The organism is Sphingomonas albertensis (assembly GCF_014358075.1).
Lineage (GTDB): Bacteria > Pseudomonadota > Alphaproteobacteria > Sphingomonadales > Sphingomonadaceae > Sphingomonas > Sphingomonas albertensis.
The window spans coordinates 15,920-40,916 of record NZ_JACONT010000004.1 but is presented as its reverse complement, the minus strand read 5'-3'; the positions used below and the strand labels follow the sequence as shown (position 1 = coordinate 40,916).

16 protein-coding genes and 1 tRNA gene are annotated in these 24,997 nt (G+C 66.9%); 5 read left to right on the top strand and 12 right to left on the bottom strand.

Features of this window, described 5'->3' with window-relative positions; all coding sequences use genetic code 11:
- Window positions 1-43: 43 nt before the first annotated feature.
- A complete protein-coding gene (gene bluB, locus H8S47_RS03060; protein ID WP_187502457.1) occupies window positions 44-667 on the top strand; it encodes a 5,6-dimethylbenzimidazole synthase in 624 nt (207 codons plus the stop codon).
- Here the strand turns inward: bluB and H8S47_RS03055 are convergent.
- The 7 genes from H8S47_RS03055 to H8S47_RS18755 form a co-directional block, all read right to left on the bottom strand.
- Window positions 654-1,298, bottom strand: coding sequence for a DUF2238 domain-containing protein (locus H8S47_RS03055; protein ID WP_187502456.1), 645 nt, complete (start codon window positions 1,296-1,298; stop codon window positions 654-656). The genes bluB and H8S47_RS03055 overlap by 14 nt on opposite strands.
- Window positions 1,298-1,486: a Trm112 family protein gene (locus H8S47_RS03050; protein WP_328805409.1), complete on the bottom strand. Its 189-nt coding sequence runs from the start codon at window positions 1,484-1,486 to the stop codon at window positions 1,298-1,300. Before H8S47_RS03050 ends, H8S47_RS03055 begins: the two co-directional genes overlap by 1 nt.
- On the bottom strand, window positions 1,483-2,124 hold the full coding sequence (locus H8S47_RS03045) for an LON peptidase substrate-binding domain-containing protein (protein ID WP_187502455.1): 642 nt from the start codon (window positions 2,122-2,124) through the stop codon (window positions 1,483-1,485). The genes H8S47_RS03050 and H8S47_RS03045 overlap by 4 nt, the downstream gene beginning before the upstream one ends.
- On the bottom strand, window positions 2,121-3,017 hold the full coding sequence (locus tag H8S47_RS03040) for a tetratricopeptide repeat protein (RefSeq protein WP_187502546.1): 897 nt from the start codon (window positions 3,015-3,017) through the stop codon (window positions 2,121-2,123). The genes H8S47_RS03045 and H8S47_RS03040 overlap by 4 nt, the downstream gene beginning before the upstream one ends.
- 410 nt (window positions 3,018-3,427) lie before the next feature.
- The gene (locus tag H8S47_RS03035) at window positions 3,428-6,913 is read right to left on the bottom strand and encodes an error-prone DNA polymerase (RefSeq protein ID WP_187502454.1); all 3,486 of its coding nucleotides are present in this window, start codon (window positions 6,911-6,913) and stop codon (window positions 3,428-3,430) included.
- 13 nt (window positions 6,914-6,926) lie between these two features.
- Window positions 6,927-8,396, bottom strand: coding sequence for a Y-family DNA polymerase (locus H8S47_RS03030; RefSeq protein WP_235982583.1), 1,470 nt, complete (start codon window positions 8,394-8,396; stop codon window positions 6,927-6,929).
- Window positions 8,365-9,147 carry an ImuA family protein gene (locus H8S47_RS18755; RefSeq protein WP_328805408.1) on the bottom strand — a complete coding sequence of 261 codons (783 nt, stop codon included), beginning with the start codon at window positions 9,145-9,147 and terminating at the stop codon, window positions 8,365-8,367. Before H8S47_RS18755 ends, H8S47_RS03030 begins: the two co-directional genes overlap by 32 nt.
- Before the next feature lie 362 nt (window positions 9,148-9,509).
- Here H8S47_RS18755 and H8S47_RS03025 point away from each other — a divergent pair, with 362 nt between their 5' ends.
- On the top strand, window positions 9,510-12,473 hold the full coding sequence (locus H8S47_RS03025) for a TonB-dependent receptor domain-containing protein (RefSeq protein WP_187502452.1): 2,964 nt from the start codon (window positions 9,510-9,512) through the stop codon (window positions 12,471-12,473).
- A 204-nt stretch (window positions 12,474-12,677) separates the two neighbouring features.
- Window positions 12,678-12,752, top strand: a tRNA-Gly gene (locus H8S47_RS03020).
- Between the two features lie 215 nt (window positions 12,753-12,967).
- Here the strand turns inward: H8S47_RS03020 and H8S47_RS03015 are convergent.
- The 4 genes from H8S47_RS03015 to H8S47_RS03000 all read right to left on the bottom strand — a co-directional run bounded on the left by H8S47_RS03015 (window position 12,968) and on the right by H8S47_RS03000 (window position 19,944).
- Complete coding sequence (locus H8S47_RS03015) at window positions 12,968-14,482, bottom strand: DUF389 domain-containing protein (protein ID WP_328805407.1); 1,515 nt, start codon at window positions 14,480-14,482, stop codon at window positions 12,968-12,970.
- Between the two features lie 211 nt (window positions 14,483-14,693).
- The gene (locus H8S47_RS03010; protein ID WP_235982570.1) at window positions 14,694-17,750 is read right to left on the bottom strand and encodes a TonB-dependent receptor plug domain-containing protein; all 3,057 of its coding nucleotides are present in this window, start codon (window positions 17,748-17,750) and stop codon (window positions 14,694-14,696) included.
- 135 nt (window positions 17,751-17,885) lie between these two features.
- On the bottom strand, window positions 17,886-18,608 hold the full coding sequence (locus H8S47_RS03005) for a FadR/GntR family transcriptional regulator (protein WP_187502451.1): 723 nt from the start codon (window positions 18,606-18,608) through the stop codon (window positions 17,886-17,888).
- Window positions 18,598-19,944, bottom strand: coding sequence for a GntT/GntP/DsdX family permease (locus H8S47_RS03000; RefSeq protein WP_187502450.1), 1,347 nt, complete (start codon window positions 19,942-19,944; stop codon window positions 18,598-18,600). Before H8S47_RS03000 ends, H8S47_RS03005 begins: the two co-directional genes overlap by 11 nt.
- Before the next feature lie 296 nt (window positions 19,945-20,240).
- On the opposite strand from H8S47_RS03000, the gene H8S47_RS02995 reads away from it, so the two are divergent.
- Window positions 20,241-20,507 (top strand): helix-turn-helix domain-containing protein, encoded by a 267-nt coding sequence (locus tag H8S47_RS02995; RefSeq protein ID WP_235982569.1) that lies wholly within the window; start codon window positions 20,241-20,243, stop codon window positions 20,505-20,507.
- 228 nt (window positions 20,508-20,735) lie between these two features.
- On the top strand, window positions 20,736-23,771 hold the full coding sequence (locus H8S47_RS02990; protein WP_187502449.1) for a glycosyl hydrolase family 28-related protein: 3,036 nt from the start codon (window positions 20,736-20,738) through the stop codon (window positions 23,769-23,771).
- A 9-nt stretch (window positions 23,772-23,780) separates the two neighbouring features.
- Here H8S47_RS02990 and H8S47_RS02985 read toward each other — a convergent pair whose 3' ends face one another.
- Entirely contained in the window at window positions 23,781-24,992 is a 1,212-nt protein-coding gene (locus H8S47_RS02985; protein WP_187502448.1) for an SGNH/GDSL hydrolase family protein, read from the bottom strand.
- Between the last annotated feature and the right edge of the window lie 5 nt (window positions 24,993-24,997).

Here is a 24,997-nt window from a genome sequence, read left to right as displayed (position 1 = left end):
CGTGATGACCACCATGTCGGCCTCTGAACACCACACAGACCCCATGCCCGCATTCGAAACCTTCGAGCACCAACTCGCCGCGCTGATCCGCTGGCGCCGCGACGTCCGGCATTTCCGGCGCGATCCGATCGACCCCACGCTACTGTCCAAACTGCTCGATCTGGCGAACCTCGCGCCGTCGGTAGGCCTCAGCCAGCCATGGCGCTTCGTCACGGTCGACGATCCCGACCGTCGCGCCGAGGTCCGCGCAACCTTCGCCGCCTGCAACACGCAGGCACTCGCGGCTCAGTCGCCGACGCGCGCCGACCGGTACGCGCGGTTGAAGCTCGCGGGCCTCGACGACGCACCCTGCCATCTCGCGGTCTTCGTCGACCCCGACCCGCAACAGGGCCATGGCCTGGGCCGACAGACGATGCCCGAAACCGCAGCCTATTCGGCGGTCATGGCGCTCCACACCTTATGGCTCGCAGCCCGCTGCGTCGGCCTCGGTCTGGGCTGGGTATCGATCCTCGATGCCGACCGCGTCCGCGCTGCGCTCGACCTTCCCGAAAACTGGCACCTGATCGGCTATGTCTGCATCGGCTATCCGGCGGTCGACAGCGACACGCCCGAACTGGAACGCGAAGGCTGGGAGCGTCGGCAACCGATCGAGGTCACCCGACGCTAGGTGAAATCATGCAGCGTTGAGCCTTGAGCCGTTCGATCTGCCGGTCGTGAACGCGCGACAATACGAGCAGCGCGAGCGATGCACCGACAAGGCACATCAGCATATCCCACTGCGTATCCCATGCGTCGCCTTGCGTTCCCAGGAAAGCATCCGCGCCCTGGCCCAGCGACACTGCGGCACCAAACTCGATCAATTCGTACAGCGCGCTGACGCTGAGACAATAGGCCAGCACGGTAACGGCCAATAGTCGCGGCGCAGTGATCGCCCCGGTCCGCACCAGAACTTCCCGCAACACGATCGCGGGCACGAAGCCCTGCATCAAATGGCCGAACCGATCATACGGATTGCGCGCGAGATGCAGCATGTCCTGGACCGCGAAACCGATCGGTACGCGGGCATAGGTGTATGCGCCGCCCAGCATAAGGACGAGGCCGTGGAGCGCAATTAGGACGAGTGCGAGGGTCGTGAACGAGAAGCTGCGTCGCAGCGCGATCAGTATCGGAAAGGCGATCAGGACGGGCGCGATCTCCATCCACCACGTCGCGCGGTCGAACGGCGCCCAGCCCGACGCGACCAGCCCAAGTCCCCACACCGCGCCCAGAGTCCAAAGGCGGCGGTCGGTCGCTGGCATCAATCGGCTACGCGTCCGTCGATCCGCCGCGCTTCCTCGACCAGCATCACCGGGACGCCGTCTTTGATCGGATAGGCCAGGCCCGCCGCGTCCGAGACGAGTTCCTGCGCTGCCTCGTCATAGCGCAGCGGCGTACGAGTCGCGGGGCAAACCAGGCGTTCGAGTAGCCACGGATCGAGCGTGCTCACTGCAACGTCACCGATTCGTCGCCGTCATGCCGGCCGAAGAACTGCATCAACTGGATGATCAGTTCGGCGCGCTGTTCGATATCCGGTGCCTCGAGCAACGCCTGTTTGGCAGCCGCATCGAATGGCGCGATCTGCGCGATGCCGTTGACCAGGCTCTCGTCGTCGAGCCGCCCGACCGCATCCCAATCGACCGCATAGCCCTGCATGTCCGCGAACCGGCGCGATTCCAGTTCCAGCGAAGAGCGCCGACCCAGCGACAGCGAATCGTCCTCGATCAACGGCAGCAACTCCGCCTCGACCTGACGGAACGCGGTCGTCACGTCCAACTCGCGGACGATCCGGAACAGCGCGACGCCCTCGAGCACGACGTTGTAGCGCCCGTCGTCGAGCGCCTCGACCTCGGCGATCTTGCCGACGCAGCCGATGTCGTACAGCGCGTCCGCGTCGTCATGCGGTCCGCCCCGCGGCTGGATCATCCCGATCCGCCGGTCGCGCGCCATCGCATCGCTGATCATCGCCCGATAGCGCGGCTCGAACATGTGCAGCGGCAGGTGCATGCCCGGGAACAACAGCGCCCCCGGCAGCGGGAAGATCGACAGACGCGTAGTAGCGCGCGGGGGGGCGGACTCGGTGGTCATCCGAACAGGATCGCAGACAGACGCCGCCGCTGTCCAGAGACCCATGGGTCTTCGAGCCCGACGACTTCGAACAATTTCAGCAACTGCGCGCGCGCCGCGCCGTCGTTCCAGTCGCGCTCGGTGGCGATGATGCCGAGGAACGTGTCCGCGGCGGCATCGCGGTCGTTCGCCGCCATCTGGCCGTTGGCGAGCGCGAACCGAGCCTGCAGGTCGTCGGGGTTCGCCTCGACCGCGGCGATCAACGGCGACAGGTCGGCGACCGGGGGCGCCGACTGCGCGAGCGCGAGCGCGGCCTGCGCGCGGGTGATCGCCGGATCCTTGGCGATCGCCGGATCGAGGTTCGCCAGCCAGTCGCTCGCCTCGTCGAACTGCCCGGTCGCGACCAGCGCGCGGACGAACCCTGCATGAACCGCGGGATGCTCGGGCGCGATCTCGGCGATCTCGCGGAAAATGCCGAGCGCGCGCTCGCCATCGCCCTCGGCCAGCGCCGCTTCGCCCACCGCGATCAATGGCTCGATATCGGGCGCCGCGTCCGTCGCGTCCGCCTCGATCGGCAGCTGCTTGAGCAACTGGTCGAGGATCACGCGCAGCTGTGATTCGGTGCGTGCGCTTGTCATGTCGGCGACCAGCTGGCCCTGGAACATCGCGTAGACGGTCGGGATCGACTTGATCTGGAATTGCGCGGCGATGAACTGATTCTTGTCGGTGTCGACCTTCGCCAGCACGACGCCCTTGTCGGCATAGTCGGCGGCGACCTTCTCCAGCGTCGGCGTCAACGCCTTGCACGGCCCGCACCATTCCGCCCAGAAATCGATGATCACGAGCTTCGTCATCGACGGTTCGACGACATCGCGACGGAACGCCTCGACGGCATCCTTCTCCGCGGGGGACATTCCAAGCGTGGCCAAGTTCAACTCCCGTGTGGTTCTAACGCGCTATTTGGGGGGCGGCGGCGGCGAATGCCACCTCTAGGATGGAACGCCCGGCACAACAAATGCCCGGTGGCGTCACACGGCTCGAGCCATCAGGGTGCGCGAGCCGTGATCCGCCGTGATCCAACGCCGCGAACGATGCCTCTGGCGACTCTGGATTCCCATGTTCGCCGGACAACGACGGCAACACCCGCGCCGAGCAACCAACAGTCGGCGGGTCAGACCAATCCTCCCCCGCCAGGGGGAGGTGGCGCCGAAGGCGACGGAGGGGGAGGACGCGGAACAGAGGTTTTCCCTTTTCTCCCCCTCCGTCTGGCAAGCGCCAGCCTCCCTTGCGGGGGAGGATCGCGGGGTCGAACGTCGATCCGCCGTCAATGAAAGTCGCGCGACTTGGGCAGCACGCGCACGTCCCGGGGATGCGTCGCGCGCGGATGATGCGCCCGGGCATCCGGGCTCCGCGTCAGCACCGGACGGATCACCTCGTCCACCCGCGCGAGCGGCGGCTCCAGCGCATGATCCTCCGACAACAGCCGCAGCATCTCGGTGCGGTCCTGCACCCGCGACGTCATTAGGTGCGTCACGCCTTCCTCGCTGCGCTGGATCACGCCCTCCAGCACTATCAGCCGCGACGCCATCACCGCGCGGCGATTGGCCTCGAAATCGCGTGCCCACATCAGCCCGTTGGTGACCCCGGTCTCGTCCTCGATCGTCACGAAGATCGCATTGCCCTTGCCCGGCCGCTGGCGGACCAGCACCACGCCCGCCACCTTCGCGCGCCGCCCGTCCTTGGTGGCGTTGGCCTGCGCGCTCGACAGGATTCCCTCGGCGGCGAAGCGTTCGCGCAGGAACGCCATCGGATGCCCCTTCAACGACAGTCGCGTCGTCTGGTAATCCGCCGCCACCTGCTCGGACAGCGGCATCGCCGGCAGATGCGCGTCGGGCTCGGCGCCAAGCTCGGGCACATCCGCGGCTGCAAATAACGCGAGTTGTTTGGGTGGCGTCCGACGCACATCCCACAGTGCCTCGCGCCGCTCCTTCGCGACCGACCGGAACGCATCCGCATCTGCGAGCAGGTTCATCGCGCGCTGCGGCAGGTTGGCGCGCCGCGCGAGGTCCTCGATGCTAGCGAACGGCGTAGTCCGAACACGAACGATCTCGTCGGCCCAATCCTTCCGAAACCCATCGACCTGCCTAAACCCAAGCCGCAAATCCTCCCCGGCACGGGGAGGGGGACCATCCGCAGGATGGTGGAGGGCGCGCGCCGCAGACGTCCCGCCCGTAACAGGCGCATCAATAAGCGATACGTTCGTGGAAGCCCCCCTCCACCCCGCTTCGCGCGGTCCCCCTGTCCGTACCGGGGAGGATTCAAGCGAATTATCCCACCCACTCGCATTCATATCGACCGGCAGCACGGTAACCCCATGCTCGACCGCATCGCGCACCAGCTGCGCCGGTGCATAGAACCCCATCGGCTGCGAATTGAGCAACGCGCAGCAGAACACCGCCGGATGGAAGCATTTGATCCATGACGACACGTACACCAACCGCGCAAACGACAGCGCATGGCTCTCGGGAAATCCGTAAGACCCAAACCCCTCGATCTGTTTGAAACAGCGTTCTGCGAATTCACGCTCGTAGCCGCGGCCGACCATCCCGCCGATCAGCTTGGCCTGGAAATTGTCCATGCCCCCAACTTTTCGGAACGTCGCCATGGCTTTGCGCAACTGGTTCGCCTCGTTTGGCGTGAACCCGGCGGCGACGATCGCCAGCTTCATCGCCTGTTCCTGGAACAGCGGCACGCCGTAGGTGAAGCGGAGCAGTTGCTCGAGTTCGTCGGGCGGCCCGAACTTCGGATCGGGCGAGGGGTATTCGGCTACCTCCTTGCCGCTGCGCCGCCTGAGATACGGATGCACCATGTCGCCCTCGATCGGCCCCGGCCGGACGATCGCGACCTGCACGACCAGATCGTATAGCACGCGCGGGCGCAACCGCGGCAGCATGTTGATCTGCGCACGGCTCTCGACCTGAAACACGCCGATGCTGTCACCCTTGCAGAGCATGTCATAGACCCGGTCGTCCTCAGCGACTGCGATCGTATCGAGCTTGTGATCGCCGTGACCATGCTCGCGCATCAGGTCGAACGCCTTTCGGATACACGTCAGCATCCCTAGCGCGAGGATATCGACCTTCATCAACCCGAGCGCGTCGATATCGTCCTTGTCCCATTCGATGAAGGTACGGTCCTCCATCGCACCGTTATGGATCGGCACCATCTCGTCGAGCCGCCCTTGGGTGAGCACGAAACCGCCGACATGTTGCGACAGATGGCGCGGAAACTCGAGCAGCCGGTCGACCATCTCGCGCAGCCGCGCGATCTCCTGATTGTCGACATCGAAGCCGGTCTCGGCGAAACGCTGTTCCTGGAACCGGCTTGAGAAACTGCCCCACACCGTGCTCGTCAGCCGCTGCGTCACGTCCTCGGTCAGGCCGAGCGCCTTGCCGACCTCGCGCACCGTGCTCTTGGGTCGATAATGTATGACGGTCGCGGCGATCGCGGCGCGGTCGCGACCATAGCGGCGATAGATATACTGCATCACCTCCTCGCGGCGCTCATGCTCGAAATCGACATCGATATCCGGCGGCTCGTCGCGCTCGCTCGACACGAACCGCGAGAACAACAGGTCGTATTTCATCGGATCGACCGAGGTGACGCCGAGCAGATAGCACACCACCGAATTGGCGGCCGAGCCGCGCCCCTGGCACAGGATCGGCGGATCCTGCGCGCGCGCGAACCGGACGATGTCGTGCACGGTCAGGAAGTAATACGCGTATTTGCGCTCGCGGATCAGTGTGAATTCTTCGTAGAGCAGTGCCCGCATCTTTTCCGGCACGCGGTAGTCATAGCGTTCGAGCGCGGTCTGCCAGACATGATGTTCGAGCCAGTCCTGCGCCTCCCACCCTGCCGGGATCGGCTCATGCGGATATTCGTATTTCAGGTCGTCGAGCGAGAACGCGATCCGCGACAGCAGGCGCGCGCTCTGCGCCACCGCATCGGGGCGGTCCCGGAACAGCCGGACGATCTCGTCTTCGGGTTTCAGATGCCGCTCGTCGTTCGCTGCCAGCAACCGCCCGGCCTTGTGGATCGTCGTGCGTTCGCGGATGCAGGTGACGACGTCGTGCAGGTCGCGGTCGTCGGGATAGGCATAGAGCGCGTCGGTGGTCGCGAGCACGGGAACGCCCGCCGCATCGGCGATCCGCCCGAGCCGCACCAGCCGCCGGCGATCGCGTCCGCCACGCGGCATCGTCACGCCCAGCCATATCGAGTCCGGTCCCAGTCGCTTCACCGCCTGGAGGATCGTCTGCAGATCGCGTTTGCGCCGTTCGGGCAGGGCATCGCCGTCAGGCAGCGGCGACACCGGCATCGCACCGCGCGCGCTGCTCACGGGCATCACCACCAGCAGCATGTCGGCGTGGTGCGCGATCAGGTCGCCCAGTCCCAGGATGCAGCCGCCCTTTTCGGCGCGCCGATTGCCGACCGTCAGCAACCGGGTCAGCCGCCCCCAGCCGCGCCGTGTCGCAGGGTAGGCGACGATGTCCGGCGTCCCGTCCTCGAAGACCAGCCGCGCACCGACCACCAGGCGGAAATCGATCGGCGGCATCGCCATGCCGAGCAGACCGTCGCGCGCCTTCTTCAATGCCTGGTGCGCGCGAACCACGCCCGCGACGGTGTTGCGATCGGCGATTCCGATCCCGCTCAGTCCCAGTTGCACCGCGCGCCCGACCATCGCGCCGGCATCGCTCGCGCCGTCGAGGAACGAGAAATTGGTCGCGGCGATCAGTTCGGCGAACCGGGTCATGGCGCCGCGCCACTCATGCGAAGACGCCGTGGAGGTACCAGCGCGGGCTCTCCATTTCGGAATACAGGCCGTGGCGGAAGATCCAGAAGCGGCGGCCGCGGCGGTCTTCGATGCGGTAGTAGTCGCGCGTCGGAATGTCCTGTCGCCGCCACCATTCGCCGGCGATCCGCTCCGGGCCTTCGCTATGCGCCACGTCGTGCACGGTGCGGCGCCAGCGGAAGCGGTGCGGCGGCCCGTCGGGGACCTCGGCCATCATCGATTCGATCGGTTGCGGCGGGTCGAACAGATAGATCGGGCGGAGCGGTGGTTCGCCGGTTTCGGGCGCGGTCCACGGCGTCGGCGCCGGCGTCTCGGCGGCGGGCAGCATCAGCTCGGCCTGTTCGGGGATGTGACTGTCGCGCGCCGAGAACCGGCGCACACGCGTTCGACCCAGACGCGTGCCGAGTTGGTCTACGAGGTGTACGACCTCTCCTTTCTGCGCCTCGCCGCCCTCCAGCTTGAGCTGCGACGCGTCGAGCTTTTCAGCTAACGCGACATCGAGCCTCACCAGATCATAGCCGAATCCCGGATCGAGCGGATCGGCTAGGCTGTCGATCCGTTCGCGGAACAGGCGCATCAGCAGTGTCACGTCACGTGTCGGCTGACCGGTCTCTATTCGCAGCCGCTGGACGAGGCCGTCGGCGCGGAAGAGGCGCGCCTCCCACCGTCGTCCGCCTTCGTGACGTTGGGTCAGTTGCTCGGCGGCTTCGGCGGCAAGCTCCGCGATCACTTCCAGTGCATATTCGGTGCGCGCGATGGGTTCCGCGAAGCGGCGTTCGACACCGATCTTCGCCACCGTCCGCCGCGCGACGATCGGCCCCTTCACCGATCCGTCGAGCCGGCGGATCATCATCGCCGCCTCCTCGCCGAACCGCGCCGCGATCGTGGCAAGCGGGCGTGCCATCACGTCGCCGACCGTCTTCAGCCCCGCGCGCGACAAGGCGGTGGTCGCATCCTCGTCGAGACCGAGCGCTGCTACCGGCAATCGCTTCACAGCCCGCTTTTCATCCGGCGCAGGTGCCCCAGCGAACCGCGCCAGCGCCCGCGCGGTATCGGGCGTGTCGCCGAACGCATGGCGGACCAGCAGCCCGCGCCGTGCGAGGCGCTCCTCGAGATCGGCGGCAAGGCGACGCTCGCCCTCGAACTCATGCACGCACCCGGCGATATCGAGGATCAGCCCATCGGGCTCGTCGAGCGCAACCGAGGGCGTGTAGCGCTGGCACCCGTCCGCGAGCCGCTCGAGCCATTCGTGGTCGGCATGCGCGTCATGCTCGTAGACCTCGAGTTCGGGTACCTGTGCCCGCGCATCCGCCAGCGTCAGACCGGGCCGGAGACCTGCTCGCATTGCTTCACGGTCTAGCGCCTTGAGCCGTATCCCGCCCGACACCGTTTCCACGAACGCGATCGGCGTTTCAGCCCGTCCGACGAACAGATGCGGCCGCATCGTCCGCAGCCGCTCGATCGGCAACCACGGGAATACCAGCGCCAGGTAGCGCCGCGGGATCACCAGAGGCGAAGGCGGTTTGGTCGAAGATGTACGCGTCACGGTCCCACTCCACGCGCCAGCGAAGCCCGGCCTGGCCTCCGCGTCGACGCAGCAATTCGATGTCGAAGGCAGGTTTGCCAGGTGCATCGGCCTCCAAGGGCCGGGAACGACACGCCGCCACCTGCCAGCGCGACGCCGCCGCACTCGGCACGGGCTCTGCGCCGATACGCAGGCTGAGGATGGTCACGCCCGAGGCTTCGGCCGCCAGCATCAGCCGCCGCGTCGCGGTCAGGTCGATCTTTGGCGCACGGCCCCAGGATTCGATCAGCAACGTGCCAAGCCCGTGACACCGCGCGGCATCGGCGGCGGCGCGCAACAAGTCCGCCTCGTCCTCGACCACCGCCAGCACCAGCGACGTTACGTCGAGCCCCATCTCGACCAGCCCGGTCGCATGCAGCCGCCCGCCCTGGCGCTCGCTCGCATCGGTCCGCAACCACATCACCGGCGCCGCGCGGGCCGCCAGAACCGACGCCACCGCGAACCCTGCGCCACTCGCCGCATCGTCGACGGTCGCGAAAACCTCGTGCAACTGCGCCTTGGCCATCCCCTGCGTCAGCCACGCATCATCGGCGCGCCCATCACCCTGGGTTGGCATTCCCGTCGTGGCGATCCGCTTCAGGCGGGCAATCAGGGCGGACGACTCGTTCACAACTGTTCTTGTAATGTTCTACGGGGCGAGTCGCCAAGCGGAATCTTTTTCCGGCCGTCGATCCCAAGCCGTGATTGGGTCGATCAAACCACGATGAAACGAGATTTCAGTCCCTCGCAGATGATGCACGCTTCATCCGCGAGCATGACGAAGGCATGACAAATACGTCAGGAACAGTGTCTTTCTTGTGACACGATCGCGCGGATTATTCCGCGATTTCTCACTGGTATTTACAGTTTTGAGACACGGTAGCAGTCCTGTCTCAGCGCCGCATTCCTCTCCGGATGACGCGGCCATACCGGAACGTGCTCGCGCCATCCCCAAAGGGGGGAGGGGACGGGCCTTGTGAGAGATCGCTTACCATGACCATCATCGCTTCCCGGCCGACCCTGCTTCGGACTTCGGCAGTGTCGGCGCTCGTCCTCGCCGGGCTGATCGGCACCGCGCCGGCCTTCGCACAGGATGCACAGGTCCAGCCCAGCACCTCGGTTTCGACGCCCCCTCAAGGCGACGTCTCGCCTGCGCCGACCGCCGCTCCGACCGCCGCTCCAACCGGGGCGCCTGCACCGGCCACCGCGGACGCCGACCAGCCGCAGGACATCGTCGTCACCGGCACGCTGTTCCGCCGCACCGACACCGAGACGCCGTCGCCGGTCACCGTGCTGACCTCGGACTCGCTGGCCAAGGCCGGCATCAACAACGTGTCGGACGCGGTGCGCTCGATCTCCGCCGACAGCAGCGGCTCGGTCCCGACCTCGTTCACCGGCGGCTTCGGCGCGGGCTCGTCGGGGGTGTCGTTGCGCGGCCTGTCGGTGAACTCGACGCTCACCCTGATCGACGGTCTGCGTACCGCGAACTATCCGCTCGCGGATGACGGCCAGCGTTCGTTCGTCGACCTGAACACCATCCCGAACGCGATCGTCGACCGCGTCGAAGTGCTCAAGGACGGCGCCTCGTCGAGCTATGGCGCGGACGCGATCGGCGGCGTCGTCAACATCATCATGAAGAAGGAGATCGTCGGCGCATACGGCACGGTGGAGGGCGGCGTGACGCAGCGCGGCGACGGCGGCAGCCAGCGCGCGACGCTGACGCTCGGCACCGGACGCCTGAAGGAGCAGGGCTTCAACTTCTACGTCAGCGGCGAATACCAGCACAACGACGCGATCTACAATCGCAACCGCGGCTTCCCGTACAACACCGCCGACCTGACCTCGATCGGCGGGGACAACAACAATGCCGGCTCGGTCGCGCCGAGCAGCACGACCAGCGCGGTCGTCGCGCCCACCACGGTGACGACGCCGGGCAATATCCTGTCGGGCACCGGCCTTGCGACCGGCGCATTCCAAGTGCTCAACCCCAATGGTTGCGCCGCCGGCCAGACGCTCGTCACCACGCCGCGCTCGGGCACCGCGTTCATCGACCAGGGTTGCGAGCAGAACCTCGTTTCCGATTACGGCCAGATCCAGCCCGAGCAGACCCGGTTCGGCGTCACCGTCCACGGCACCGCGCAGGTCAACGACAGGACGCAAGCGTATCTGATCGCGTCGTATTTCCAGAACGACGTGAAGTCGCAGGGCAGTCCGTCGCTGATCCGTTCGGCCAACCCGGTCAACACGCAGAACATCGTCCTGCCCGCGACCTTGGCGAACGGCGCCGACAATCCCAACAACCCGTTCCCCAACGACGCGGCCGCCATCCGCTACCGGTTCGGCGACATCGCCGCCTCGTCCGAGTACAAGAACCACGTGATCCGCGCGGCCGCCGGCATCGACGGTCAGTTCGGCGAGGGCTGGGGCTATTCGGCCTCGGTCACCGCGGCGCATTCGTGGCTCGACATCACCCAGAACGGCTATCTGAACCTCGCCGGACTGCAGACCGCGATCACCACCGGCAGCTATAATTTCGTCAATCCCGAGCTCAACACCGCCGCGGTCCGCGCATCGATCTCGCCGACCGTCCGCACGCAGGCGACCAGCGATCTCGACATGGTCCAGGGCGTCATCACCAAGGACCTGTTCCAGCTTCCGGGCGGCGCGCTGCAGCTCGGCGTCGGCGGGTCGGTCCGCTACGAGGCGCAGAACGATCCTAGCCAGAACCCGGACTTCACCACGATCGGTCTCAACCAGTTCTCGGCGGTCGGCAACCGGACGGTCGAATCGGCGTATTTCGAAGTCAACGCGCCGATCCTGACCAGCCTCGAGATCGACGGCTCGGGCCGCTTCGATCATTATTCGGAAGGCTATAGCCACTTCTCGCCCAAGATCGGGGTGAAGTTCACGCCGATCCGCCAGGTCGCACTGCGCGGCACCTTCTCGAAGGGCTTCCGCGCGCCGAGCTTCGCCGAGACGTCGGGTTCGGTGGTGGGCTTCACCACGGCCGTGCCGCCTTGCTCGGTCCAGGCCCAGCACGGTGCCACGGTCACCGGCACGACCTGCTCGGGCGGCAGTGCGTACAACCAGTCCTATTCGATCGGCTTCAACACCGCCGGCAACCCGGACATCAAGCCCGAGCTGTCGCGCAGCTTCACCGGCGGCGTGGTCGTCCAGCCCTTGCGCTGGCTGAGCTTCACCGCGGATTACTACAACATCAAGAAGACGCGCGTGATCACCGGTGGTCCGCTCGCGAACCAGGCGCTCGCCGCTTATTATGCCGGAACCGCGCTGCCGACCGGCTACAGCGTGACGCCGGACGCGATCGATCCGTCCTACCCGAACGCCCCGGCGCGCGCGCTGTTCGTCAACTCGCCTTATGCCAATGCGGCCGCGCTCAAGACCTCGGGGCTCGATTTCTCGGCGCTCGTCCAGCTGAAGCCGAGCGACGACTTCCACTTCACCAGCCGTGCGGAGGCGACCTACATCCTCCATTACGACTTCAAGCAGAGCGATGCCGATCCGTTCGTCGACTATGTCGGCACGCAGGCGCCGTACATCACCTCGTCGGGCGCGGGCACGCCGGCGTGGCGCGGCAACTGGCAGAACAGCATCGACTACAAGGCGTACACGCTCACCGCGACGGCGTACTACACGTCGGGCTACAAGGCGGTGGCGTACGATCAGTTCGGCACCACCGAGTGCGACGGCGGCAGCACCTATGGCGGCACCGACCCCAACTTCAACTGCCATGTGAAGCACTTCGTCGACGTCGACCTGACCGGCAACGTCAAGGTCAACGACAAGTTCGACCTGTATTTCAACGTCGTCAACCTGCTCGACCAGAAGGCGCCGCTGAACGCGGGCAACTATGCCGCGGTCAACTACAACCCGACCTACACGCAGATCGGTGCGGTCGGCCGGACGATGCGGATCGGCGCGAACTTCCAGTTCTGATCGCTTCGCTCGACGCATGGCCAGGGAAGGGGCGGACGGCAACGTCCGCCCCCTTTTTGTGCGCCGCACACTAAGGTGACGTTTTCCGGGGGGAGAAATTTCGCCCCAATATCGAAAAGGCGCTTGCCGTTCCCGAAACCCCGGGCTAACAGCGCGCCTCACCCAGTCACCGTGTCGCTTCAGACCGGAGACATAGGCGCCAGAGCGGGCGTAGCTCAGGGGTAGAGCACAACCTTGCCAAGGTTGGGGTCGAGGGTTCGAATCCCTTCGCCCGCTCCAGTTTTCTTACCGAAAACAGCTGTCGAGGCCGATGCGGCCTTTGCGATATCATCCAGACATCCTGCAAGCGACAACGCGTTCGAGCCGATCGACGTCGACGGTACCTGTCAGGTTTCGCCTGTTCAGCATGACGCCGGCATCGCTGGGGCCGGACGCCTCCATGGCGGCGATGGGTCTCCGGCGTATCGAGGCTCTGCCCATCAACGGAGCGCCCGCTATGGCGTCTGTGGTGACGAACCGACGTCCGGCACCTCCGGGGCAGGAGCCCATTCCAGACGGAGGCGCCCGCCCGCGCTGCCGACCGCTGCCCTGCCGCCGCGCGCGGCGATGCTCTCGGCCACCGCGGTGCGCTGGCGCAACGTCCCGCCGCTCACGTCGAGCGTGCGGGAGAGCCGGGCGGACACCCATTCCGCCTGATCGAGGGCGGCATCGTCGATCACGCCCGCCTTGATCGCGATATCCGGCAAGGCGACGTCGCCGGGCGGGGCGAGGGTCACGTGCCAGTCGGGTACCGCGGCATCGGCGCGTCGCTCCAGGTCGCGATACCCCGCAATCCCCAGGCCCGGCAGCGGCGCCGCGGTGGCGCGTATCGTTCGCGCTGCGCCGTCGACGGTGGCCGATGGGGCTGGAACACCCGCGATCAGCGCGACGTCGGCGATCGCCCGGTCGCGCGCTCGGGCGGCGAGCAAGGCGTCGCCATTGCCCGCGCGGGCGATCTGCGCCGCCTCGACCGCGCCGGTTTCGGGAGAAATCCGGACCTGGTCGATATGGACGTCGACCGGTCGGGCCAGCCGCCGGCGCAGGTCCGCGGCGAGCTTGCGGTCCGCATCGGGCTCGATCCGCGGCGTCAGCATCACCGCCCGCACCCGAACCGGGGTGACGCCGTGGTCGATCTCGACCTGGCTCAGCCGCGCACCTGCCGGAAAGTCTTCGCCCAGCGCATCGCGGACCTGCCGCTGCGCGACCGCTTCGAAGGCGATCCTGCGCAGCCCGGCGCCAAGCGGGATCGACAGCACGCCGATCGCGACCGCGAACAGGACGAGCTGCAAGCCGGTATGGTGCGGCGACAAATGGCTGCCGAACCCATAGCAGCGCGCGACCAGCGCCGCGGTCAGCGCGATCGTGATCGCGTTGGTCAGGAACAGCAGCAACGCGCCGGAGAAGACGACCCAGTTCCACGTCGCGATGCCGAAGCCGACCACCACTAGCGGCGGCATCAGGGCGATCGCGATCGCGACCCCGACCACCGTGCCGCCACGCCCGCGGATCAGCGCATAGCCGCCCGCGATCGCCGACAGCAATGCGACGAGCAGGTCGAACAGCGTGGGCTGCGTCCGCCCGGCGATCTCGCTGGTGATCGTCTGGACCGGCGACAACAGGATCAGCACCACCGACAAGGTGACCGCGATGACCGCCCCCAGCAAAAGCGCGGTCGCGGCGCGGCGTATCTCGTGGAAATCGAGCGTGGCGATGCCGAAACCGAGGCCGATGATCGGCATCATCAGCGGCGACAGCAGCATCGCGCCGATCAGTACCGCGACCGAGGGCATGAGCAGGCCGAGCAGCGAGATCGGGGCGGAGATGACGATCAGGAACGCGTACCGGCCCGACCACCCGGCCTCCTCGGCGATCTGCCGCAACACGCCGTCATGATCGACGCCCTGCGTCGCGCCGTGTCTGGCCTGCGCCAGCCAGGTTCGGGGCAGTGCAAGGACTCCCGTTGGTTTCACATCGATGGGAAGGGCTCCGTCATGGTGACCGTCTTGCAATAGCGCGATACGGAACCGTGCCGATCCGCGGCGACGTTTACAACATGCACGTTGGTCGCTTCGGACTCGGCGGTGGTTCGATCACGGCTGCCCGAGTGCGCACGCATACTCCCGGCGACCTGGGGGCCGCCGGGAATATGCGCGTCGAGGAATTGCCGGTGGAGCGCTCCGTTCAGAACCGCGCGCGGACGCCGATCCGGTAGAACCGGCCGAGCGTGTCGTACAGCGCGGGGTTCACGTCGAGCCCCGTATTGGTCTGCGGCGACGGTTCGGGATCGTGATCGAACAGATTGTCGACCTTGAAGAACATGCTGACCTGCTTGGTGACGTTCAATGCACCGCCGATATCGAAGTAGAACGCGCCCTTCATCGTGTTGTTGTCGATCGTCGGGTTGTTGCTGGTCGAGACCGGGCAGTTGCCCGCCGAGCACACGACATACTGGTTGCCGTACACGCCGTCGCTGAACCAGCGCTGCTGCAGCGTGATGCTGAACGCGTCGTTGTCGTAGCTCTCGGTGACGAGCCATTTCCAGTTCGGCGTCGCGCCGGTGTTCGCGCCCGCTGAATCGACCGGGATCGTGCCGGGCAGGCCCGGATCGGTGACGTATTTGATCACGTGGGTGGTCAGCCCGCGCAGGGTGAAATTGCCGTCGATCCCCAGCGGTTTGCGCCACTGATAGCTCGCCTCGATATCGAACCCGTCGGTCTTGATCGACGCGAGGTTGAACGACTGGACGTTGACGAATTTGGAATCGCTGTCGAGGTCGAACGCCCCGCAGGTGTCGGGGATGTTGTCGACCAGGCAGAGGTTGACGACCTGCTGTGCGGACAGGCTGGAGATCACGTCGTTCAGCTTGATCTTGTAATAGTCGAACGACAGGCTGAGGCCGGGCAGCCATTTCGGCCGCGCATAGACGACGCCGAGTTCGGTGTTGCGCGCGATCTCGGGCCTTAGCGCCGTGTTGCCGATCGTGTTCTGGATGATGAGCACCTGGCGGCCGTTCGGGTTCTCGGCCGTCCTGCGCGGATCGGTGAAGTTGGGGACCGTTGTCGTCACCGGTGCCGCGAACAGCTCGGACAGGTTCGGCGCGCGGACGTCGCGCGACGTCACGGCGCGGAAGCGGAGCCCGTCGAGCGGCGTGTCCCAGGTACCGCCGACCTTCCAGGCATAGACGACTCCCGAGGTCGAATAGCGCGTCGCCCGGCCCGCCGCGTTCACGTTCGCGCGACCCAGCGTGTCGGAGTTGAGGATCGGCAGGTTCAGCTCCAGGAAGCTCTCCAGCACGTTGTACTTGCCCGTTCCGTTCTTGTAGTTGCCGGCATACCAGTTGCTGCCGTTCACCGAATTCAGGCTGGGATCGGCCGGATATAATGTCGAGTTGGGGCTGATGTCGGAGACGCCTGCACCATAAGGATCGGCGTTCACGCGGTAGAATTCTCGGCGGTACTCGATCCCCGCGGCTACCGCGAGCGGCCCCGCCCATAAAGTGATCGGCTCGCCCGAGATGCTGCCCGCGAAGGCGTCCTGCGTCTGCTTGGTATGCTGAAACGGCCCCGCGGCGGGCGTGACATAGGCGAGTGCCGCTGCCGACGGGGTGGCGCCACCGAAGATGTTGATCGGCTGGCAGCCCGCGGCGCGTGCGGCGGCGTCGGCACAGACGATCTGACCGTTGATCCGCGTCGCGTTGATCGCCTGGTTGTAGCGTCCGGTCAGGCTGATGTTGTCGACGTCGATGTCGGTGATGTTGATGCCGTGCTCGTACGACGTGTCATAGGTCCAGTTCGTCCCGAGCAGATCGGCTTTGCCCTTCAGGCCGCCGACGAAGCGATATTGGCGACGATCGGTGTTCACCCTGATGTTCGGCAGGATCGCGTTGCTCAACCCGTATTGGAAGCTGGTGATGCCGTTCGCCGCACAGGCCGCGGAGATGGATGCGGGCAGATAGGGGTTCGCGCACTGCACGGTCAGCCCGGTCTTCGCGGAGCCGGGATTGGGCTGGTTGTGCGTCTTCACCTGCGCGACGTTGGCGGTCATATAGACCTCCATGTCGGGCGCGACGTCGTAGCTGATGCGCGTATAGCCGTTGAGGCGCTGGATCGCGGATTGCAGCGAGGTGCCCGATCCGACATGCCCCGACTGGTCGCCGCCGACGCAGAAGCCGACGAAGCAACCGTTGACGTTGCCGGCCCTGTCCTTGGCCGGCACGCCGTTCGATCCGTACTGGAACGGGAAGGGCTGGCCGTTGGCGTCGAACGCGGTCCCCTGCAGCGGGCCGGCGCTGATCAGGCCGTATTTGGTGTATTGGTACGCCTGGCCATGATCGCGCACCAGATATTGCGGCGACCCGTTATTCATGATGCCGGTGTTGACCAAGGTCGTCGCACGGTACCAGTCGCGGCTGCCGGCGAGGTCTTCGCCGAAATTGCCCGGGCCGACGCCCTGTTCCTTGGCATATTCGCCGCTCAGGATGACGTGCAGCCTGTCGTTGGCGAAGCTCTTGCCGACTGCCGCCTGGAACAGCACCTGGCCGTCGTCGCCATAGGTGGTCACGCCGGTCTGCACGTTCGCCTTGAACCCGGTGAACTTCGTGTCGGTGATGAAGTTGATCACGCCGCCGACCGCATCCGAACCGTAGGAGGCGGACGCACCGCCGGTGACGATGTCGACGCGCTTGATCAGCAATTGCGGGAACTGGCTGATATCGGGCACGCCGGTGACGTTGGCGCCGACGACGCGCTGGCCGTCGAGCAGCGTCAGCGTGCGGATCGTGCCGAGACCACGCAGCGAGAACGAGCTGAGCCCCTGCGATCCGCTCGACGTGCTGAACGTCCCCGTGTTGGCGCCGGTCGAGCCCTGGAGCGAGGGCAATTGCGCCACCGTCGTGAAGATGTTGGGTTGCGCGTTCTTGAGGATCTGCTCCTCGCCGATCACCGTCGTCGGGGTCGGCGCGTTGAAGCCGCTCGACGTGATGCGCGTGCCGGTGACGACGATGTCGTTGGTGCTCGCAGCCCGGTCGTCGCTTTGCGCAGGCAGCTGCGGCGCGAGGGTTTGGTCGGCGGCGCTGGCCTGATCGGGTGCGGAGGCTGGCATGTCGGCCTCGGCAGGCGGCGGCGGCGCGGTCTGGGCCAGGGCGGGGCTGCACAACAACGCGACGGCGAGGACCGCTAAACTGGTAGCGTTACCATTCAAGATACCGGTAAGTCGCCGATCGCGCGTGACGCTATGCATCAGTCCATCCCCTAGTTGCACGTGGCGCGTACCGTGTGTCCGGCTTGGCGACGTGTCGTTGCGGAGATCACTCTACCGTATGCTGCCGGGCGTATCATCTACGACCATGGTCGCAGTGCGGCGCCATCGGCCGTGTCAGGGCATCAGCCGCTTGCGCCCCTGCGACAGATGCCAGCGCATCGCCAGCGCCGCGCCGTCGGCGTCCTGCGCGCGGATCGCCTCGACGATGGCGTCATGCTCGTCCATCATCGCCTTGATCACCTCGGGCGCGCGCGACCGCGATATGTCGACGCCGGCGCGCAGGATCCGCATCACCGCGTCCTGGAGATGATCGAAGACCGGCAGGAACGCGGCATTGGCGGTCGCCTCGGCGATCGCACGGTGCAGCAGCCAATCCTCGTCATGCGCCGGCGCATTGGACAGCAGCGCCGTCCGCAACGCCTCCAGCGCGCGCTCGATCGCGTCCATCTGGTGATACGACCTGCGCTGTGCCGCCAGCCGCGCCGCCTCCGCCTCCAGCACGAAACGCACTTCGTAGGTGCCCAAGGTCGCAGCGATGTCCGCCATCGGCATGTGCGACCCGAGCCGCTCCGACGGTCGCCGTTTGACATAGGAGCCGGCACCGCGCCGCGCCTGCGTGATCCCGTCCGACGCGAGCCGCGCCAGCGCCTCGCGCACGATCGTCCGCGACATGCCGAACATCGCCGCCAGCTTGTCCTCCGCGGGCAACCGGTCGCCGACCGCGAGCTGTTCGTCGAGGATGATCTGGACGATCCCGGTATAGGCCCGGTCCGCCAGCCGCTCTCCGCCGGTCACGACCGGCCTCGAATGTGGGGCTGCGGCATCGTCAGACGACATAGCTCAGCGCCATCACCAGCGCGAGGCCGACCACCGAGATCGCCGTCTCCAGCATCGACCATGTCCGGAACGTGTCCGCGGTGCTGGTGCCGACATAGCTTTTGACCAGCCAGAATCCCGGATCGTTGACGTGGCTGAAGAATACGGAGCCCGCGCCGATCGCCAGCACGACCAGCTCCGGCGACACGCCGGAACTCGCGACCACGCCCGGCATGATCCCGACCGCGGTGATCGTCGCCACGGTCGCCGAGCCCGCGGCGAGGCGGATGCCGACCGCGACCAGCCAGCCGAGCAACAACGGCGAGATCGAATACATCAGCACGGTGCGCGCCAGCAGGTCGGACAGGCCTGCGGTCACCAGCACCTGCTTCAACGCGCCGCCCGCGCCGATCGCGAGCAGGATCGCTCCGGCCGCGCCCATCGTCTCGTGCCACACCGCGTTCTGGATCGCGGCATCGCGCAGCCGCCGGCCGAACAGCAGCGGCAGGGCGATCAGGTTGGTCAGCAACAGCGCGACCACGGGGTTGCTCGCCGCGACCAGCCAGGCGGTGCCCTTCATCCCCGGGATCATCTGCCCCAGCTCGCCGGTCGCGATCATCAGCACGGGCAGCAGCACGATCAAAAGCGACAACAGCCGCGCCGGCGGTGCGATCGAGAGCGCATGATCGTGCAGCACCGGCGCCTCCAGGCGCACGCCACGCGTCGTGAACTTCGCGAGCAGCGGTCCGGAGATGATCGCCGTCGGGATGGCGATCGCGATCCCGTAGAGCATCGTCTTGCCCAGGCTGGCGCCGAGCGCCTCGACCGCGAGCAAGGGGCCCGGATGCGGCGGCACCAGCGCGTGGACCACGCCAAGACCGGCCAGCGCCGGCATGATCAGCCTCAGCTTGGCGGCGTCGCGTTCCGGGCCGTCCTTGCCGGTCATTTCCTCGGCCGCCGCGACGACGATCGGCAGCAGCAGGACGAGGCCCGTCTCGAAGAACAGCGGCAGTCCGACGACGATCGCGATACCCAAGGTCGCCCAGGGCGCGGCCTGGACGCCGGTCATCCGCAGCGCCGCCTTGGCCAGCGACGCCGCAGCGCCCGACAGGTGCAGCATCGCGCCCAGCGACAGGCCCAGCGCGACGACCAGTCCGGTGCCGCCGATGATGTCGCCGACGCCCTTCTGCACTGCCTTCGCTACGTCGGGCAGCGGCAGGCCGGCGAGCAGTCCCACGGTGAATGCGCCGCACAACAGGCCGATAAAGGGGTGGAGCCGTCCGCGGACGATCACCACCACGGCGAGCCCGATGCCGGCTAGTGCGGCGATCACCAGCTGCATGTCGGCGGTCATCATCGGCGTGCCGCCTGCGTGCGAGCGCGCGCGTGTCGTGCGGTCCGTGCGCGCGTGTCCGGTGCGTGTGGCATCAGGCCCCTCCCGTCGCTCAGCGGCGCCTTCGCCTGCTGTGATTGTGGATATCTGTACGACAGGTCTTTTCGGTCTGACAACAGAAAAGGCTTGATTGCGTGCAAATCTGCGGGCCATACTCAAAACCTGTCCAACCGAATCCGTATAAGCGGATCGCTGGATCAACGGCGCAAACCCCTGTGGCGACCTCGAACCGTCGCGGCACAGGCTGAAGCTCAGGGAGGATGACCATGGAACGGACCGGCCACGACATCGGGCATCCCCCGGCGGCAAAAGTGGCGGCACCAGCGCCGGCGAACCATGCGGCGCTGACACCGACCCAGATCAGGGTACTCCGCGGCGTCCATTCGGGGCTGCTCAACAAACAGATCGCGTTCGATCTCGGCATCGCCGAGGCCACCGTGAAGGTCCACATGACCGCGCTGATGCGCAAGCTCAACGTCCGCAACCGGACCCAGGCGGCGATCGTCGCGCAGACATTGGCGATCTGACACGCCCTTCGATCCTCCCCCGCCAGGGGGAGGTGGCTGACGCTTGCCAGTCGGAGGGGGAGGTAAGAGGCACGCCTGTTCCGTGTCCTCCCCCTCCGTCGCCTACGGCGCCACCTCCCCCTGGCGGGGGAGGATCAGAAGGCATCCCCCAAAGATACGACCTTCGTCGCAGATGAAGCGCACCCCCGCGAACGGTAGGGCTGCTGTCCTGATAACGGGAGACGGACGATGGTTGCGAAATGGCTGCTCTGCGGAACGGCGCTCCTGATCGCCGCGCCGGCGTTCGCGAAACCCGCCCCGTCTTCGAAACTTGCGGCTCCGACCAAGTCCGTCTCGGTCTATCTCACCCAGCCCGACGACCCGAGCGCGATCACCGTCAAGGGTGTCGGCGACGGTCGCGCGGACGACAGCGCCGCGCTCCAGCAGGCGATCGACGCGGTCGCGGCGGGCGGTCATGGCGGAATCGTGTTCCTCCCCTCCGGGCGCTACCGGATCAGCCGCACCATCTTCGTCCGCTCCGCCGTCCGGATCTTCGGCATCGGCCCGACCCGGCCGGAGATCGTGCTCGGCGACAACAGCGCCGGCTACGCCTCGGGCGTCGCGGCGATGGTCAGCTTCACCGGCGAGGACCAGTACCGCGTCGGCAAGGCCCCCGTGCCGCCGCGCACCAGCGTGCCCTTCGACCCCGCGATCTTCGACGCGACCTCCAGCACCTTCTATTCCGCGCTCTCCAACGTCGATTTCCGGATTGGCGCGGGCAATGCCGGCGCGGTCGCGGTGCGCTTCCGCGTCGCGCAGCATGGCTATCTTCGCCACGTCGATTTCCACATCGGTTCAGGCCTCGCCGGCGTCTACCAGGCGGGCAACGAGTTCGAGAACCTGCGCTTCTTCGGCGGTCGCTACGGCATCATGTCGGAAAAGACCTCGCCCGCGTGGCAGTTCACGCTGATCGACTCCGAGTTCCAGGGCCAGCGCGATGCCGCGATCCGCGAGCACGAGGTCGACCTGACATTGGTCAACGTCGCGATCCGCGACACGCCGGTCGGGATCGAGATCGACCGCGGCTATTCCGACTCGCTCTGGGGCAAGGACGTCCGGTTCGAGAACGTGTCGCAGGCGGGCGTGATCGTATCGGCCGAGAACAGCGTCTTCACGCAGATCGGCTTCGACAATGCGGTGGCGTCGAACACCCCGACCTTCGTCCGTTTCCGCGACAGTGGAAAGACCGTGGCGGGGGCGGGGCCAAACTACCGGGTCAGCGACTTCTCCTACGGCCTGAAGCTCGCCGGGTTGGGCACGATCGGCGACTATGCGACCGATATCCAGATGGCGCCGCTCGCGCGCATGCCCGCGAGGCGGACGCCGGCGATCCGCGCGATGCCGCCGGTGCGCGACTGGGCGAACGCGCACGATCTCGGCGTGAAGGGCGACGATACCACCGACGACACCGCGGCGTTGCAGCGCGCGATCGACACGCACCGCGTGCTGTATCTCCCGGTCGGTCGCTACCGCGTCACCGACACGATCAAGCTCCGTCCCGACAGCGTCCTGATCGCGCTGCATCCCAGCCTCACGCATCTCTACCTCCCCGACGAGACACCCGCATACATGGGCGTCGGCGGTCCGAAGGCGCTGTTGCAGAGCGCGAAAGGCGGCAACGCGATCGTCTCCGGCCTCGGCCTGTGGACCGGCGGCGTGAACCCGCGCGCGACCGCGCTGCTGTGGAAGGCTGGCGAAGCGTCGATGGTCAACGACGTCAAGATCCAGGGCGGCGGCGGCACCGTGCTGACCAAGGGCAGCCCGATCGGCTTCGGCGATCCGCGCGCGCGCTTCGACGGACAGCACCCGAGCATCTGGGTAACGGACGGCGGCGGCGGCACGTTCGCGGCGATCTGGTCGCCGAACACCTTGGCGTCGGCGGGCTTCCACGTCTCGAACACCAAGACCCCCGGCCATGTCTACGAACTCTCCGCCGAGCACCATTATCGCGCCGAGATCGTCCTCGATAACGTCGAGAACTGGGAATTCCTCGCGCCGCAGACCGAGCAGGAAGTGCGCGACGGCGTCGACGCGATCTCGGCCGAGATCCGCAATTCGCGCAACATCCTGTTCGCCAATTATCATGGCTATCGCGTCACGCGCACGATCAAGCCGATGGACGCCGCGGTAAAGCTCTACAATTCCGGCGATATCCGTTTTCGCAACGTCCATGTGAACGCCGAAAGCGGCTTTGCGAGCTGCGACGCGAAGGGCTGCGGCACCTATCTGCGCGCAAGCAAATTCCCGTTCGAGACCGCGATCAAGGACATGACGCGGCGCCAAGAAGTACGCGAGCGCGAGTTCGCCAGGCTCGACGTGCCAGCCACCCCTGCGACCGCAGCGACCCAACCGGCGATCCCGGTATCGCCTGGCGTCGAGAAGCTCGCCGACGGCTTCTATTCGATCGCCGGCGGAGCGGTCGATGCGAAGGGAAAACTGTATTTCATCGATCGGCAATTCCAGCGGATCCATGGCTGGACCAAGACAGAGGGGCTGTCGATCGTCGCGGACGCGCCGCTCGATGCGGTGAACCTCGCGGTCGATCGTTCGGGCAAGCTGCTCGTCCAGTCCTCCGCCGGGCGTGACGGGACCGTCTACAGCATCGATCCGGCCAGGCCGGCCGAGGTCACGGTCATCGCCTCGACAGCCGCCAGCCCGCACCGCGGCGCGGCCACCCTGCTCCCCGTCAACGTCTGGGCGAATGGCGAGTTCGCCGACCGGATCGATCCGGCGACCTACACCTACCCGACCATGACGGACTTCTTCACTACCAAGATGGGCGAGGCCAAGCCGCAGGAATACGTCTCCCCCGACGGATCACTCGTCCTGCCCGCGTTCCGCGTCTGGAATCAGGGGCCGGACGATCACCGCGGCTGGCGCTGGTCCGACACGCTCGACAGCTACGGCTTCGTAGCCGCCGCGCCCGGCGAACGCGTCGTCCTGACCAACGCCTCGGAGAACCGGACCTATAGCGGCGTCGTCGGCGATCAGGGCCGCCTGACCGACCTCAAGATCGTCGCCGATCGTGGCGGCGAGAGCGTCGCGCGCGATGCCGCGGGCAACCTCTACGTCGCCAACGGCCAGGTGTTCGTCTACGCCCGCGACGGCACGCTGGCCCGCCGCATCGACGTCCCCGAACGTCCGCTACAACTCGTGATCGGCGGGGCCGACCGCCGCACGCTGTTCATCCTCACGCACCACGCATTGTACGCGACCGGGATCTAGAACCCCCTGCTATCGAAACAGGGCGAGGGGTATGGCCTCGCCCATCGCACGATATCCGGCCTCCGACGGGTGGAGATGGTCGCCCGAATCATAGCGGGGCGACAGCCGGTCGGGATGCGCCGGATCGCGCATCGACCGATCGAAATCGATCACCGCGTCGAACACGCCGGCGGTGCGGATGAACGTGTTGATCGCCTGCCGATCGGCCTCGTTGGCGGAATCGGGGTGGTAATAGCTGTTGCCCCCGAACGGCATGACCGTGCCGCCGATCACCTTGATCCCGTGCGCATGCGCCCGCGCGACTAGCTGCGTGAAGCCGGCCTTGAGCTGCGCGACCAGCGCGGCGTGCTGCGCGGGCGTGGCAGGCGCCTCGCGGGTCAGCACGCCAAGATCGTTCACGCCCTCCAGCACGATCGCCCAGCGCACGCCGCTGCGCGCGACGACATCGCGATCGAACCGCGCGAGCAGATTGGGGCCGAGACCGTCGAGCAGGACGCGATTGCCGCCGATCCCCGCATTGACGACGCCGATCGCCTGCGTTGCAGGGCGCGCGCGCAGCCTTTGCGCCAGCACGTCGGTCCAGCGGGTGTTGCGCTCGGGCTTCACGCCGTACCCGTCGGTGATCGAGTCGCCGATCGCGGCGATCGTCCCTGCGGCCGGCGCCCCCGCGACCTCGACATCCGCGAGCGCATACCAGTGGGTCGTCGGCGTCGCACCCGCCAGCGTCGCGTCCCCAACCGCGTTGCCGGCCCGCGTGAAACTGGTCGCGCGCGAGCCGGGATGCCCGGTCTGCGGGCTGGCGGCGTCCGGCAGATACAGGCTGATGGTGAGATCGGCCCCGGCTGCGACCCGGAGCGCGACCGGGTCGCTGTAGATTTCCGCGCCGGCGGGGATCACCGCGTCGCCCTGCCCCGAGAAGGTCAGCCGGGCGCCGCCTTCGATCCGCGGCGTGCCGGGCGCGACCGACCGGGCAAGGTGCGCCCCGCCGATCGCCAGCGGACGCGTACCGAATGCGTTGGAGAACCGGATGCGCACGCGCTCACCGCCGGCCGAAACCCGCACGACCTGCCGCAGCGTGATCGAACCAGCGCGATCGGCAGGAAGTGCATTGTCGCCCTCGGCGATCATCTGCGACGATCCCCAGGTCGCGATCCAGTGCGTGTCGCGTACCGGTGCAGTGTCCCGCGCGCCTGCACCCGTCACGATCAGGGCGCCCAACATCAGCG